A 15,181-nucleotide genomic window follows, 5' to 3' on the forward strand; every position below is an offset into this window, starting at 1 on the left:
TTGCCGTGATTAGGTGAATAACTTGTAATAAATTAATGTAGGCTTTACATGTATATTTACGTATTTTTAATTATCTTGTATAAGAAGAAGAGAAAAAGAAGAAATGACCTGGTAAAAGCAACTTCTATCTAGGAGTTTTGTCTTATACAGATGCCTGGGAGGTGAACCAGGGGAAGTCGCGAGAAGTGCAGGCGCGAAAGTTTTTGTTGCCCGCTACCATGTGTAATCCTTTGTTCAAAGGATCTAGTTGCTTGCCCTAAATAAAAAAGGTCTGTTATACTCTTAGTGAATTGCTAAACAACCTACGCTTTTGTCTTTTTTGTTCTGTGATTCGTGACAAAAATACTATAGTCTCTGGCCGGAGGTTGCTATTTTATGTTAGAGAATGTGGTTCCTAAAACTACCGCTGATGGTCATGTCAACACCATCGGAACCAAATCACACGGCTCATTGGATGCCGATATCATTATTAAAAATGCGCCAGACCCGGTCTTTGTCGCGGATCTGGATGGCAAGATTCTGCTGGCGAATGATGCCGTCTACGAACTGTTAGGCTTTCGCACCGATGAGGTCTTGGAGCAGTCGCTCTCGCGTTTCATTAACCAGGAGGAGACGCGCGAGTTCACCGCCGCGTTGCGCGAAGTCATTGAGCGTGGTGTGACGCGTAATGTGCGCCTCAATCCTCTGAGTGCCTCGGGCGAGATCATCTCGACCAGCTTGAACGCCTCGGCCTTGCGCGACGCGGATGGGAAAGTCATCGGCGCGATTGGCATCCTGCGCGACATGCGCGAACTGGAGCAGGCGCGTGTCTATGCCGACAACCTGATCAAGAATGCGCCAGACCCGGTCTTTGTCTCGGATCTGGAGGGCAAAATTTTAACCGCTAATGACGCGGTATATGAGCTACTGGGGTTCCGCACTGACGAGGTGCTGGAGCAGTCGCTCTCGCGTTTTATAAGTGCAGAGGAGACGCGCGAATTTACCGCGGCACTGCGCGAAGTCATTGAGCGTGGTGTGATACGTAACACGCGCCTCAATCCTCTGAGCGCCTCAGGCGAGGTCATCCCTACTAGCTTGAATGCCTCGGCCTTGCGCGACGCGGATGGGAAAGTCATCGGCGCGATTGGTATCCTGCGCGATATGCGCGAACTGGATAAGGCCCTGGCCTACTCTGACAGCTTGATTAAGAACGCGCCGGACCCGATCTTTGTCTCGGACCCAGAAGGTAAGATTCAAAAGGCCAACGATGCTGTGTATGAGCTACTGGGGTTCCGCCCAGATGAGGTGCTGGAGCAGTCGCTCTCACGTTTTATAAGTGCGGAGGAGACGCGCGAATTTACCGCCGCTTTACGCGAAGTCATTGAGCGTGGTGTGACGCGTAATGCGCGCTTAAATCCCCGCAGCGCCTCCAATGAAGTCATTCCAACGACTCTAAATGCCTCTGCTCTGCGTGATACAGATGGGAATGTTATTGGCGCAATTGGTATCCTGCGCGATATGCGTGCCTATGAAAAGGTCTTGTTTGACTTACAGGAGTCTAAAGCCGAACTGCAAGAGAAAATCCTGGACCTGGAGAAGTTTGAGGAAGTGGTCGTTGGTCGCGAACTGAAGATGATCGCACTGGAGAAAGAGATAGAGAACTTGAAGCGCGAAGTAGAGGATCTGCGTCGGGGGCAGGTCGTCAAGCGCGAGCATGATAGCAGAGATAGTCGTAGTCAGGGGGGACGATGGACTTAGCACAGCGGCATGCTATGGACTATACTAACAAAACCGCAAGTTACCGAGAGCAAGAGGCTGAAGTTGAACAACTCAGAGCCGAACTCGCGCAACTTCGTAAAGAGCATGAGTGTGTGCTTCAGGAAAAGCAGATGCTGGAGATGCGGGTGCAGAGAAGCGAGGAGCGCCGCCGTGCTTTTGTGCATATTCTCAGTGATGTCAACACCCTCAATCGCAAGCTTGTGGATCAACGCAAGGCCATGATTCATATCCTTGCCGACTATGAGCAGGACCGTCGCCGCATGGTCAAGCAGACCGAGCGACTGGATAACTCACGTCGGGCGCTCCTGCATATTCTTCAGGATTCGCATCAATCAAATTTGCGCCTGGAGAATAGCCGCAAAGCCATGATTCACATCATGAACGACTTGAAAGTAACGACGGAAGCCGTTCAGCATAGTGAGCAGGAGCTACGCGCGAAGCAAGAGCAACTGGTGCAGGCCGGAAAACTGGCAACGCTGGGTGAACTGACGACTGGGGTCGCGCATGAACTAAATAACCCTTTGAATAATATTGGCCTCTTTGTTGGCAATGCGATTGATCTCATCGAACTGGGCATGGCCGATACCGAGCCTGGACGCATTTTGCAAGAGCTCTCGAATGCGATGCAGCAGGTGCGTAAGGCCACTGAGATTATCTCGCACTTGCGCACCTTTGGCCGGGCCGCTTCTGTAAGTCGTGAGACGATCAATGTGACTCAGGTCATCCAGCGCTCCATCTCGCTTATGGGCGAGCAGCTACGTCTGCGCCTGATCGAGGTAAAGATGCAATTCCCCGAGGAAGATATATTTGTGATGGGGAATGCTATTCAGATGGAGCAGGTCTTCATCAATCTCCTGACAAATGCTCGTGATGCCCTGACCAGCGCTCCAACGAAGATTATCTCTATTGAATGCATCAGGCGCGATGAGATGATCGAGATCAGCGTGGCCGACACAGGTCCTGGTATTCCCACTGAACTGGAGCAGCGTATCTTTGATCCTTTCTTTACCACCAAGGAAGTTGGCGCTGGAACGGGTTTAGGTTTGTCGATCACGTATGGTATTATAAAAGAACATAATGGAGCGATTACCGTACAGAGCCGACTCGGAGAGGGAGCACGTTTCCTGATCCAGCTTCCACTTAAGCCTGATGACGATCCTGAAGAGGTGTAGTCCTTGAAGCAATCTTGCATTCTTTTAGTCGATGATGACACTGCCCTGTTGCAGGCCTTACCCCAGGCAATCTACCTGCGTATGAAGGATGTCACGGTTGATACCTGTGACTCGGCCCTCGATGCGATTGAGCGGATCTGCTCATGCGAATATGACGCGATTGTGAGTGATATTAAGATGCCGGGTATGGATGGCCTGGCCCTGCTGGGAAAGGTGCAGCAAGTCTCTCCCAATACGCCGGTCCTCTTGATTACGGGCCATGGTGATCATAACCTGGCGATTCAGGCCTTGCGCGGCGGAGCCTATGATTTCATCCAGAAGCCAATTGATCGCGATTATTTTGTCGCCGCGCTCGCACGGGCGATTCAAATACATCAGCTTCGTTACCAGGTGGAGGAACAACAACGCGCGCTAGAATTGCATGCTCGCTCGCTTGAGCAGGCGGTAGAGGAGCGCACTCGTGAACTCACGGCTGCAAACTCCGCCAAAGATGAATTCCTGAGCATGGCTTCGCATGAACTAAAAACCCCGCTCTCGAGCCTGAAGGGCATGACGCAGTTGCTACGCCGTAAACTGGAGCGTACTGGCTCAACTGACGTCCCGAACTTGATTAGCATGGAGAACTCCATCCGGCGCATGGAGGTGCTGGTGAATGACCTGCTCAACATTTCTTTTATTGAGATGGGTGTCTTTGAACTGCATACCATGCCGTGCAACCTGAATGTGTTGTGTCAGCGCCTGGTAGATGAGTATGTTATCGGTACCAATCCCCAACCTATCGTAGAACTCCATCTGCCATCTGAGCAGATTGAGGCCAATGTGGATGTGGAACGCCTGGGCCAGGTTGTGATTAACCTGCTTTCTAATGCACGTAAATACTCGAGTGCATCTATTTATATGGCGCTCAGCTATGACGAGACCGAGTGCGCGATCACGGTGCGCGATACCGGGATTGGCATCTCGCCTGAACTCTTGCCCCATATCTTTGATCGCTTCTATCGTGTTCCAGGCGTGGAGGTACAGCGTGGCTCTAGTATTGGCCTGGGCCTGGGCCTCTACATCTCCAATCAGATTGTCGAGAGCCACGGTGGTCGGATTACGGTCGAGAGTATTCCCGATAGTGGGAGTGTATTCTCGGTCCATCTGCCATATCTCTCTGTACAGCCAACTGAAGCCAGCGCCGCCGCCGATGATGCATCGTTATCCTCTCAGCCTCACCCATAGCGGCGGCGGCGCTCTGCCATTTTAAGCCGAGGTAACTATTTCATGGTCTTCCTTCTTGACCAACTGGCTCTCTCGCAACTCCCAGACTTCGCCACCGAAGCGCTGGATGAACCAGCGGTCATGCGAGATGGCAATGACCGGACCAGGAAAATGCAGGACTGCTTGTTCAAAGGCTTCCAGCACATCGAGACTGATGTAGTTGGTCGGCTCGTCGAGTAGGAGCACATTGGGGTTCCTGGCCATCAAGCTGGCAATCTCCAATTTACGTCTCTGCCCGATACTTAATTGCCTGACCTTTTTCTGCATATCCTCCAGGCGGAAGAGTCCATACCCGATCAAGCGACTTATAAACTCCCCCTCATAACCTATCTGCCCATAGCGATAGGTCTCGATGACCGTCTTCTCCAGGTCGGGAAGCTCCGGGTCCTGGGGGAGATAGCCTACACGTGCGCCAGATGCAAGGGAGATCGTACCACCGTCAGGCTGCTCCTCTCCAAGTAGTAACCTGAGCAGCGTCGTTTTTCCCGCTCCATTGGGGCCAGTCAGCATGATGCGCGACCGAGGGGTCAGGTTGAGATGAACATGCTCAAAGACCTGGCGTTCACCAAAGCCTTTGCGCACATCGGTCATCTGCACCACGCTCTGCGATTGAATGGCCTCTGTGCGAAAGTAGGAGGTGACGCTGAGTAGTTCGGGTGGCTTGGGAATTGGATCAGCCTCAATGCGCTTCAGGCGCTCTTCCGTTTCATGAATATCGCGGGCCACGGCGCTGTCAACACGCTGCCCCAAAAAGTGCTTGACGAACTTATCGTTATCGCGTGGTGCGCGATTGCTATGCCCGATATGTCTTCCTTTCTCTTTGATGCGTTTGCGCAGCTCTTTGATCTCTTCTTGCTGGCGCAGGTAATCCTCCTCCCACTGCTTGCGCTCCGCCTCGCGTGCCGCGACATAGGCGTCATAATTGCCAGTATAGGCTTTGAGGTGATGAGAATTGTCATCGATCTCAAAGATGGCATTGACGGCGCGATTGAGAAACTGGCGATCATGCGAGACGATGAGCGCGGCTCCGTGATAGCTTGAGAGATAGTTCTCCAACCACTCCATGCTGGCGACGTCGAGATGATTAGTCGGTTCATCTAACAAGATAATATCTGGAGAACGTAGCAACAAGGCCGCCAGGCCGACACGAGCCTTCTCGCCACCAGAGAGCGTCTCGACCTCCTGGGTGCGCGGAAAGTAGCTCAGGCGCAGGCCCTCCAGGATGCTCTCTATCTTATAGTCTATTTCGTAGCCACCACTGTCTTGAAAGCGTGTTGAAACAAGGGCATATTCCTCAAGGAGCGAGGTGAGTTGCTCCGGGGTGGCCGTGCTCATGACCCCTTCAAGCTCGTGCATACGTGTCTCAAGTTGGCGCAGATTTCCTACGGCCTCAAGAATTAAATCCTGTATGCTACGTCCATAGAAGGGGGGCGTGGTCTGAGGCAGATAGCCCACTTCAACGGAGGGAGCATAGACAAAGCGGCCCTCGTCGGCCTCTTCGCTCCCGGTAAGGATACGTAAGAGGGTAGATTTGCCCGCGCCATTGGCACCAACGATGCCCACCCGGTCTCCAGCATTGACTACGCATGAGATTTCACTGAGTACGGTAATCGCGCCATAGGTTTTAGAGAGATTGCGTACAGTTAATAACATAAAGCTGCACCTCGTAATTCTGGTTGCGGTCGTTTTGCCGCCAGGTGTGTAATGAAGTTGTCTGCGAGGTGCCTGAACGCGCTCAAGGGGTACAAATTGCTAACTGGTTGTGGTTAACATCGTGGGTAGCTTCTAGCGAAGTGATAGCAGAAAGTGGTAGAGCACCTTGTGATGTACCATGAGCACGGCATCAGGCCAGAAGTAACCAGCAACGAGCGCAAGTAGATATATGAATGCTGTAAAAGCATATTCTAAAAGCGTGCGTGGGGTTACTTAGCGGTAGATGTTGCTCATGTTTACAAGTGTTGCTCCTTTGATAGAGGTTTTTTACTGTGGTATGTATCCATCATACAGGATCTCAACAAAGAAGTCAAGCAGTTATTTGGTTGTTTTGGTCCTGAAGGTGCTGTTGGCGCGTCCGCGCCAACAGCACCTTCAGGACCAAAACAACCACTTCTTTTTAACGGGTGCGCGTGGCGACGATGTCGTTGCGCGCGGCCCACATGTTGAGATCTTGTTGCTGAATGGCAGCGGCCATGAGATCCGGGAAGAGGTCAGGCGTACAGGCGAACGAGGGAATGCCCATGCTCGCCAGGTGCGCGGCATTCGTTTTATCGTAGCCCGGGGCACCATCATCGCTGAGGGCCAGTAGGCAGATGACCTGGACTCCGCTGGCGACCAGTTCGGCGGCGCGGCGAAGCATCTCGCGCTCGTTTCCTCCCTCATAGAGATCGGTAATCAGGACGAGGATGGTCTGGCTGGGACGACTGATGATCTGCTGGCAATAGGCCAGGGCACGATTGATATCGGTGCCGCCGCCCAGTTGTGTGCCGAAGAGCAGGTCGACCGGGTCTTGCAGGTCTTCGCTGAGATCGACAACGGCGGTGTCGAAGACGACCATGCGTGTGCTGACCGCACGAATGGTTGCCAGGACGGCGCCAAAGATGCCTGAGTAAACGACGGAGGTTGCCATAGAGCCGCTCTGATCTACGCAGAGGACGATATCACGCAGGGAAGAGCGCTTATGCCCATGCCCGATCAACTGTTCGGCGATGATGGTCTGCTTCTCCGGCAGGTAGTTTTTCAGGTTGGCGCGGATGGTGCGATGCCAGTTGATCTCATTGGCACGTGGTCGTCGGGTATAGGTGGAGCGATTGAGGCTACCCCGTACCGCCTGTTGCAAGGGATTGGCGAGTTTGCGCTCCAGTTCTTCGACGACCTTGCGTACCACTTGCCGCGCCGTATCCTTGGTTTTCTCGGGAATGACGCGACTCAGCGAGAGCAGGGAGGCTACGAGATGGACATCCGGCTCAACCTGCTCAAGCATCTCTGGTTCGAGCAGCATGCGTGTAAGGTTGAGCCGTTGAAGCGCGTCCTGCTGCATCACGCGTACGGTCGAGGAGGGGAAGTAGGTACGAATATCGCCCAGCCAGCGGGCTACGTTGGGCGAGGAGCCTCCCAGCCCGCCCGAACGCTGGGCATCGTAGAGGGCTTCGAGCGTTTTATCCATGCCCAGGTCGCGGCCACTCAACATGTCCTGCCCATCTCCTGGCGCACCTCCACCCGCGCCCGCCATTCCTTTCTCCGCCTGCTTGCCTAAAACGAGGCGCCAGCGGCGCAGGCGCTCTTGCTCATTTATGCTCATTGAAGCTTACCCCCATCAGTTGTGCCAGCACGGGCAGAACGCCCTCCGCTCGTTGCTGGTCGAAGCCCACGCTGGTAGATGATGCCGTCATCCCTGGTACCGCGCCGCTCTGGCCCGACATTGTGCGCAGGTGTTTGACCTTTTCGCCCATGGCACGGCGCTCAGGCGGCTCAAATTCGCTGAAGGCGCGGCGTAGGATTGGTAAGAGAGCCTCGAAGGTCTCGCCCGAGAGATCGCTGAGCCAGCTATCCAGAGCGCTCCACAGCTCCTCCTGGTGGAGGGCGATAAGCCCGCTACCCATGAGGACGCCCTCGATCCAGCGCGCGGCTTGAGCCGCTGGTAACGCGGGTGTGAGGGCCAGGCGTGTCTGGCGTTGCAGCTCAGCTCCATCGATGACGTGCTGTTCTAGCAGTAAGCGACAGCTTCGCCCGCGTAGCAGGCCATGCAGATCCTCCTGTTCCATCAAGCGGCGCAGGAGCTTCTGCCAGTCTTGACGCTCCTCTTCCTGGTTGAGCAGGCTGAGGGCCTCCTGAACGTGGTTGATGCTTGTGAGCATGCCCCGAGCGGCGTCATCGTCAAGCGAGGAGCAGGCACCGGGTAGACCAACCAGCACGCGCTCGAAGAGACGTGTGAGAATGGGCTGGACCAGCTCGGCCTGGGTACCTCGAACATTGCCGTAGCGTGCGATCCGCGCCAGGGGTGGCATGGCATCCATCAAATGGCGTATATCTGCCGATACTGCCGCGCGTTGCTGGATGACTGTAAGCAGGTGCGCAATCGCCTGGGGCAAGGCCGCCAGCATGGCCTGGTCGAGCAGGCTGGTGAGTTGCGGTAGCTCTTGAAGCTCTTCGGCCTGGTGCGCGACGAAGGCGCTTGCCGCCTCGAAGACGGTGTTCCCCCAGGCGCTGGCTTCAATGAGAGTTACTACAAACTCAACCTGCCATTGTAATTGCCAGTATTCCCAGAAGGTGCCCTGCTTCTGGTTGCCGGTACGCAGAGTTTTGCCCCAGGGAATGTTGAGCAGGGAGAGGCGGTGCAGCAACTGGCTGCGCGCCAGGGCGCTCTCTTTGCGCAGGTCTAGCTCCAGGCGTGTACTCTCAGGCGAGGGCGCCATGCGCAACTGGCGCTGTTGCTGCTCCAGATCGCGCTGGAGCGGGATGGCTGGCGTCTCCTCCGGTACGCGCCCCAGGCGCTCGCCAATTTCGAGCTTCTCGCGAATTAACTGCATGGGTTCCGTGTTGCCATGGCAGAGAACAGTCTGGATGGCCTCGTGTAGCTCGATGAGGCCGGGCATGGGAAGCTCGCGCAGGGCTGCCAGGGTCTCGCTCAGGCGTACCGCCTCAATAACGCTGGCCGAGGAGGCATCCAGGTCTTCTTTGCGGAGCAAGCGCGCGGCGCGTGTCACCCAGCGTACCACGGCCTGATCTGGCGTCTTCCAGAGATGCTCGTACCAGCCAGGAGAGGTGATGCCAGCTCCATAGCCGCTGCGATAGGAGAGGCGTGAATTGGTCCAGGGAATCCAGGTGGCCTCAACCTTCAATTTTTTTAGACCCTTCAGGCGTTTCTGATCCTCGCCAGGTGCGCCGGGGTCGACCAGGACGGGGGCATGCCAGGCTCCACATACAACGGCGATGCGCTGGAAGCCCTCGCGCTGAGCCGTGCGGATGCATTGACGCATATAGGCCTCGCGAAGCGCGTCCTCTTCCCTGGTTTCTCGTCCCTCTCTGAGGGCCGACATGGCTTCAAGGATAGCCGCGAAAATGTCGCGGCTATCGACGCGCTGCTCAATCTGCTGTTCCCACCAGCTTTCATGATCGCTATAGCCTGCTGCCTCGGCAAGCATCCCGAGTGGGTCCTCACGCTCCTCCGTTTGAGGCGCAGGTGCGAGGGTCGCATTGCGCGTCTCCTGACCTGGCTCTGCCTCATCTCCAGGATGATCGAGCTCTTGCGGCTCCTGCTGCTCCGTTTGTTCAGCCAGGGCCTCGTGTTCGAGGCGCAGCGCCATCTGCATGGCTTGGGGCAGGTCCATAAAGCGCGTTTCTATACCCTGCTCAAAGCTATAGCGGAGCGCCTGCCATTCTGGCGAGAAGGTGGTAAAGGGATAGAAGACGGCACGCTTTGGATGCTCAGGCGCGTAGATGAGGATCGCGACGGGAGGCCGCATCTCCTGGTGCATACATAGCGGGAGCACTTGCTGGGCGTCGGGCGGGCCTTCGACCAGGACGATGTCTGGCTGGTACTCTGTGAGCGCCTGGCGCAGGCTGCGTGCGCAGCCTGGCCCATGGTGGCGTATCCCAAAGACTGAAATGCTCACTACAACACCTCGCGGCACGCTCGATAGAGGTCCTTCCAACCTTCACGCTCTTTGGCGACTGTTTGCAGGTATTCGAGCCAGACGACACGATCCTGGACCGGGTCTTTGACAATGGCGCCGGTCAGGCCCGCAGCCAGGTCGGCGGCTTTTAGCTCGCCGTCGCCGAAATAGCCCGCCATGGCCAGTCCGTTGTTGATGACGGAGATGGCCTCCGCCGTTGAGAGTGTGCCACCAGGTGACTTCAGCTTGGTCTGCCCGTCTTCGGTGACGCCATTGCGCAGCTCGCGGAAGATGGTGACGACGCGGCGAATCTCCTCCAGCGCGGGCTTCTCGGCTGGCAGCTCCAGGGCGCGACCCAGGCTGGCGACGCGACGCTCCACGATGTTAACCTCGTCGTCCATGCTATCAGGCACGGGGAGAATGACGGTGTTGAAGCGGCGCATGAGTGCGCTGGAGAGCTCGTTGACGCCCTTGTCGCGGTTATTGGCGGTCGCGATGACGTTAAAGCCTTTGCGCGCCTGGACCTCTGTGTTGAGTTCGGGTACAGGCAGCGTCTTCTCCGAAAGGATGGTAATCAGGGTATCTTGGACCTCGCTGGGAATACGTGTGAGCTCTTCAATACGCGCGAGCTTGCCATCTTGCATGGCCTGCATCATGGGGCTGACCACCAGAGCCGCTGGTGAAGGACCTTCAACCAGCAAGCGCGCGTAGTTCCAGCCATAGCGAATGGCGTTCTCATCCGTGCCTGCCGTGCCTTGAATCAGGAGAGCCGAGTCGCCCATAATGGCGGCGCTTAGATGCTCGCTTACCCACGATTTTGCAGTACCAGGAACGCCATAGAGCAATAGGGCGCGGTCAGTGGCGAGTGTAGAGATGGCGATCTCCATCAGGCGGGGGTTGCCAATATACTTTGGCGAGATCTCAAAGCCATTGTCGAGCTTGCCGCCCATGAGGTAGGTGCGCACAGCCCAGGGCGAGAGCTGCCAGTTAGGTGGCCGCTGGCGCGTATCCACTTTAACCAGTTCAGCCAGTTCCTCCGCGTATTGCTGCTCGGCGTGCTGGCGTAAAACGCTATTGACCTCGGCTCCTGTGATATGTCCATTTTGTGCAGTATTTTGCGTGCTCGTCATAATTAGCCAATCTCCTCTACTATCATTTTGCGCAGGTGTATTGTCTCTAGAAAATGATTTACGCTATTTTTGGTTTGCTGATGTTCGTAGTAGATGCTGTATTCATATTTTTCGGGCAGATCGGGTAAGTTCCATTCCTGTAAAGCCAGGGGAAAACAGGTTGGAGGGAAGGCGAGCGCTGCCGGTGGGAGCGTGAGTCGCAGGTATTCAAGCGTAGCTTTCCCTGTCTCAGTTTCTATGGGAAAATTATGTACCACTTCGCGCGCCCAATCCAGGTAGAATGTGCCAAAGTTGTGACTCCAGGGACGTGGCAGGACAGACACATTCAAGATATGGGATGCAAAGTGACTCCCAAGCATTCCCTTGAAGATACCTTCTGCCTGTTGCTGGGAAAGGCGAGAGATAAGACCAGCTATCTCCAGGTTACGCTCCTCACGCCGCGCATCGCGCAGTGCATCTGGTTGTGCTTCTTGCCAGAAAGCCAGGAGACTGTCGATGCTCGGCAGGTGATACTCGCGTGCGGCACGTCTGCAAAGCACCGTAAAAAGCATGTGCTGCCAGGTTTTATTTTCAATCGCCTCTAGCAACTGGTAGGGTGCCAGCGAAAAGCGTTCTTCCCAATAGGCGAGTGGCAGGTGTTCTAGGAGGCGCTGGCAGGCATCGTTAATGCCAGATGTGTTCTCCACCCTGTTGATCAGGCCATCGCGGACCCAACTCTTATCTAGGGTAGCAGGCTTATGAACGGCAATTTTCCCCTTCTGATACTGGAACAGAGTACCTGCTTGAGCACGCATGCGCTGCATAAAGGCTGAGCCTGGGAGCATGGCAAGCAGCCGTATTGCGACCAGGCGCACCTGTTCGCTGCGGTCATCGAGCGCTTTCTCCAGAAAATCTTCATCTTCTGGTGAGAGCTTGAGTGCCAGGATTTCGAGGAGTGGTGCGCGGGTATCGGCACGCTCCTTCTTCCAGCTCTGCTGGAGCCATTGCCTCGCCGTATCTGGAGCGAGGAGGCGCTGCTGGCGCAGGGCTTCTACGCGCTGCTTGAGTGTTCCCTCTTGCCATGTGGCTTCGATCTGTTCAGCGGGTATCGCGCCTGCCTCAGTGGACAACTCGTTCACCCAGTTCCACTTTGGGTTGTGCTGGCTCAGCCAGCGCCCGCGTTCACCTAGCAGAGGGAGCGCTTGCTCACGTAGCTCTTTCCCTCTGGTGACGGTTTCCAGAAACGCTGGCAGGAGATCATATGGCACCCGGCAGCGCCGCTCTTGCATATAGCCTAGAGCCTCCTGAAGGAGTGCTGTTTCTTTATGAGGCAGGAGCATCTCAAGAATCTGCGGTCGCTGAAGCGGATACCAGTCCTGGGACTCAGGTTGCGCGGGTGCAGGCAGTTCAGGCGCGGACTCGGCGAGGTGCCCCGCGTTTTGATAGGCGCCCCAGGCAGCAGCTGTCAGCAGGAGCTGGTGTTCTTTTCCACCCTCACTGAGTTGACTACTCAGCTCATCAATTCTGGTACCGGTGGTGAGTGCTGTATCGCCGCTCTGCTCTGTGCCAACGATGGCGGCGGTGATAAAACGTTCCATGTCTACCTCCCCTCCGATAAGCTATAGTAGCGGCCATCGACCAGGATGCCAAGTGGGGTCAGCACTTCGCCGTTCCAGATTCCCGCGAAGTGACTAGCATGCCCTCCTGAAAGTGCGATCAGGCGCCAGTGCTCCCCTTTAGCCAGCGGCAAGGCCTGCCCGGCGTTGTCACACAGCAGCCAGCGTTTCTGATCGAGAACAGGGACGGCATCTCGCAGAACGCACAGAAAGGTGTCCTGCCAGGGGTGACGTGCCAGTGTCTGAGCGACTTGATTGAGAAAGGCATCTATCGTCTCTTCTCCAGGCAGCGTGCGCTCAAAGGGGCGAAGTTCTCCCTGTTGCTCGACGATAAGCGCGCGCGCGGGTGCGGCCCCTGGCCAGTATGCTAGCTCGACCGCCTGGCGCATACCAAAGGGATACACGCGGGCAAAAGCAGGATTCACTCGTGGCGCGAACTGCATCAGCATGGCTGTACGTTTGCTTTGTTCGCCATAGAGCCAGGTGCGCTGTGTTGTGCCCTTATCGGTCTCCTCAAGCGTAGAGCCGAGGAAGAGCCAGGTATCGCGTATGTGTTCGCCGCGCGCGAGCACCTCGTCTTCGGTTAGTGCCCACCCCAGTTGCGTACGTACCTCATCTTGAAGATTGGGTTGAAGTGTATCGATATTGCGATATGCCTGACTGAGCAGGGTCAATTGCCCGGATTGTATGAGCAATTTCTCGGTCCAGTCTGGCGAGGCATGAATGCTCTCACCCAGGCGCCGGATGCGTGTCGCGACGCCTGGAAGCTGGTTATCGACCATCTGCTTCGCCATATCGCTCCAGTAGGCATCCGGGTGCGTCTCAGCGCTGGCCAGGCCAGTGCGTACCAGGTCGCTTAACCAGAGATCGAGACGTGCCAGACCCTGCTCGACTAGCTTTTGGCGCCGAGCGACGGTCTTCTCGGATGGAGCTGTATATTCTTTAGTTTGCTTGCTTTCTTTGCGTTGTAACGACGCGGCCCGCTTTTCTAGCCAGGCGGTGACCCAATCTGGTGGATCGCCGCTTGTGATCTCCTCACCCATGGTGCTTGTAAGTAGTAGCAGGCCCAGACAATGTTTACAGGGCTGTTTCCGACTGGGGCAACTGCATTGTGCTGTGAGGGTGGAGAGTTCAACCTTGACCTGGTAGAGCGCGCTCCCCTGGCATTCTCCCCAGAGGGCAAGCTCGTTATGACCAAGATTTGCCCAGTGCTTGCGATTACTGAGCTTTCTAGCGTTGGCGAGCGAGGCCGTGTCGGGAGCTATGGCTTTAACCTGTTCGGTGGTGAAATCGAATCCCACGTGTTCTGCTCCCCCATCTAGTAGTTTTTTGTTCTCTATCTAAGTATATATTCTGGCTGAGTCTGGAGAAAGCGGAAACGCCGCCTATGAGAGTATATTCCTGTTTGCAAAGGATGTTCTCAGCACCTACACCGCTTCGGGCGATTGCCGCAAGCGCGGGGCTATTATTTACTGTGTTGAAACCTCTTCCCACTGGAAGACGTGGCTACATTAGTAGCTACGCATCAGCATAGCTTGTGTAGTATGGCGCCACAAGTAGGCTCTAATGCCATACTGTTTCTTGTTCCATCCCAAAGGATTGGAGGAATCCCTTTATGTATACAAATAACGAGCATGATTCTGCCAGCCAGCAGTCTGGTGAAGATGTCACGCGTGAAGATATAGCAAATATAGATCGAGCCGCTAAGGCGGCGGGTACCACGCGTGAGAAGGCCTCTCGTAACCTGTCTTCCCAAGAGCAGCAGCAGCTAAGCAGGCGCCAGCAGTATAACCAGCAGACGGCAGAATCAGAGCAGAATCAGGCTGACTCCTATAATGAAAGTAATGATAATACACCCTTACGCCAGGATGGCTATGAGGAGACCGAGGGGAGCGGCTATGGTGAAACGCAAAACACGATAGGCCAGCCCGCGCAGGAGAATCCAGCACAACAAGGCTATGATCCAGCTCAGAGTGGGACGCAGTCATCCAGGAGGCACCCAGGAGCGAAGGTCCCCGCGCCTGGACGCGAAACAGGAACCGCCTGGGCCGAGAACGAGCAGATGGGGTATACAACCGATACCCCGGATCGTGGTAATCCCGCGAACTAGAGTGTCTGTTGTATGTTTGCGAGTTTGAGTCATAAGAAGGAGTCGCGATGATGTCCGAGAAAGCCAAAATTCAACATATTCCAGTCAAAGTTTATCGCACACACGATCGTTTAATGGTAGCCGCGCCTATGCCTGGCTTACAGCCGGAGGATCTTGGCATCGAGGTCACGGCGGATAATCACCTGATATTGCAGGGTGAGATTCGTGGTTTGCTCAAGGACGTCAAAGAACTGGTCGTTGATGAGTGGAGCGTGGGCGCCTATCATCGCGAGATACAGCTTCCCGTGCCCGTCGACGCGGAGCGGGCCAACGTCTCGTATGGAAATGGCGTGATCGTGGTGGCCTTTATAATCAGCTCGCAAACCGTGCCTGCGCGCCTGACTGTCCAACGTGTCGCGCCCGATCACGGACAGCGCGCAGGCTATACCGGGCATACCACCTAAATCAAGTAGAGTCCATGCTGGCATGGACTCCGAGGCCCGCAGGCCGACACCCAGATGGCGGAGGTCGCTGCGCTAGGAGTCCATGCCAGCATGGACCC

11 protein-coding genes are annotated in these 15,181 nt (G+C 55.7%); 5 read left to right on the top strand and 6 right to left on the bottom strand.

The window, feature by feature from the left end:
* The first annotated feature begins 375 nt into the window (after positions 1–375).
* From JMJ04_RS16965 to JMJ04_RS16975, 3 genes are read left to right on the top strand one after another with little or no spacing between them, the layout of a single operon-like run.
* On the top strand, positions 376–1,737 hold the full coding sequence (locus tag JMJ04_RS16965) for a PAS domain-containing protein (protein WP_201371635.1): 1,362 nt from the start codon (positions 376–378) through the stop codon (positions 1,735–1,737).
* Positions 1,728–2,930 (top strand): sensor histidine kinase, encoded by a 1,203-nt coding sequence (locus tag JMJ04_RS16970; protein WP_201371636.1) that lies wholly within the window; start codon positions 1,728–1,730, stop codon positions 2,928–2,930. Before JMJ04_RS16965 ends, JMJ04_RS16970 begins: the two co-directional genes overlap by 10 nt.
* Before the next feature lie 3 nt (positions 2,931–2,933).
* A complete protein-coding gene (locus tag JMJ04_RS16975; protein WP_201371637.1) occupies positions 2,934–4,154 on the top strand; it encodes a hybrid sensor histidine kinase/response regulator in 1,221 nt (406 codons plus the stop codon).
* A gap of 21 nt (positions 4,155–4,175) precedes the next feature.
* On the opposite strand, the gene abc-f is transcribed toward JMJ04_RS16975, so the two are convergent.
* From abc-f to JMJ04_RS17005, 6 genes are all read right to left on the bottom strand, one after another.
* On the bottom strand, positions 4,176–5,846 hold the full coding sequence (gene abc-f, locus JMJ04_RS16980) for a ribosomal protection-like ABC-F family protein (protein WP_201371638.1): 1,671 nt from the start codon (positions 5,844–5,846) through the stop codon (positions 4,176–4,178).
* Between the two features lie 460 nt (positions 5,847–6,306).
* The gene (locus JMJ04_RS16985) at positions 6,307–7,491 is read right to left on the bottom strand and encodes a VWA domain-containing protein (RefSeq protein ID WP_201371639.1); all 1,185 of its coding nucleotides are present in this window, start codon (positions 7,489–7,491) and stop codon (positions 6,307–6,309) included.
* On the bottom strand, positions 7,478–9,805 hold the full coding sequence (locus JMJ04_RS16990; protein ID WP_201371640.1) for a DUF5682 family protein: 2,328 nt from the start codon (positions 9,803–9,805) through the stop codon (positions 7,478–7,480). Before JMJ04_RS16990 ends, JMJ04_RS16985 begins: the two co-directional genes overlap by 14 nt.
* Positions 9,805–10,935, bottom strand: coding sequence for an ATP-binding protein (locus tag JMJ04_RS16995; RefSeq protein ID WP_201371641.1), 1,131 nt, complete (start codon positions 10,933–10,935; stop codon positions 9,805–9,807). Before JMJ04_RS16995 ends, JMJ04_RS16990 begins: the two co-directional genes overlap by 1 nt.
* A 2-nt stretch (positions 10,936–10,937) precedes the next feature.
* Positions 10,938–12,512: a DUF5691 domain-containing protein gene (locus JMJ04_RS17000; protein WP_201371642.1), complete on the bottom strand. Its 1,575-nt coding sequence runs from the start codon at positions 12,510–12,512 to the stop codon at positions 10,938–10,940.
* Positions 12,513–12,514: 2 nt separating this feature from the next.
* The gene (locus tag JMJ04_RS17005; protein ID WP_201371643.1) at positions 12,515–13,831 is read right to left on the bottom strand and encodes an SWIM zinc finger family protein; all 1,317 of its coding nucleotides are present in this window, start codon (positions 13,829–13,831) and stop codon (positions 12,515–12,517) included.
* 314 nt (positions 13,832–14,145) lie between these two features.
* Between JMJ04_RS17005 and JMJ04_RS17010 the strand changes: the two genes are divergently transcribed.
* Together JMJ04_RS17010 and JMJ04_RS17015 are read left to right on the top strand one after the other, a co-directional pair.
* Positions 14,146–14,640 carry a hypothetical protein gene (locus tag JMJ04_RS17010; RefSeq protein WP_201371644.1) on the top strand — a complete coding sequence of 165 codons (495 nt, stop codon included), beginning with the start codon at positions 14,146–14,148 and terminating at the stop codon, positions 14,638–14,640.
* A gap of 47 nt (positions 14,641–14,687) precedes the next feature.
* Positions 14,688–15,083 (top strand): Hsp20/alpha crystallin family protein, encoded by a 396-nt coding sequence (locus tag JMJ04_RS17015; RefSeq protein WP_201371645.1) that lies wholly within the window; start codon positions 14,688–14,690, stop codon positions 15,081–15,083.
* Positions 15,084–15,181: the final 98 nt, after the last annotated feature.

It is taken from the genome of Ktedonobacter robiniae, assembly GCF_016587375.1.
GTDB lineage: Bacteria > Chloroflexota > Ktedonobacteria > Ktedonobacterales > Ktedonobacteraceae > Ktedonobacter > Ktedonobacter robiniae.

Coding starts and splice junctions, on each gene's coding strand:
- JMJ04_RS16995 (WP_201371641.1), bottom strand. CDS start 10,935: ATGACGAGCACGCAAAATACTGCACAAAATGGACATATCACAGGAGCC.
- JMJ04_RS16965 (WP_201371635.1), top strand. CDS start 376: ATGTTAGAGAATGTGGTTCCTAAAACTACCGCTGATGGTCATGTCAAC.
- JMJ04_RS16985 (WP_201371639.1), bottom strand. CDS start 7,491: ATGAGCATAAATGAGCAAGAGCGCCTGCGCCGCTGGCGCCTCGTTTTA.
- JMJ04_RS17015 (WP_201371645.1), top strand. CDS start 14,688: ATGATGTCCGAGAAAGCCAAAATTCAACATATTCCAGTCAAAGTTTAT.
- JMJ04_RS17000 (WP_201371642.1), bottom strand. CDS start 12,512: ATGGAACGTTTTATCACCGCCGCCATCGTTGGCACAGAGCAGAGCGGC.
- JMJ04_RS17010 (WP_201371644.1), top strand. CDS start 14,146: ATGTATACAAATAACGAGCATGATTCTGCCAGCCAGCAGTCTGGTGAA.
- JMJ04_RS16970 (WP_201371636.1), top strand. CDS start 1,728: ATGGACTTAGCACAGCGGCATGCTATGGACTATACTAACAAAACCGCA.
- abc-f (WP_201371638.1), bottom strand. CDS start 5,846: ATGTTATTAACTGTACGCAATCTCTCTAAAACCTATGGCGCGATTACC.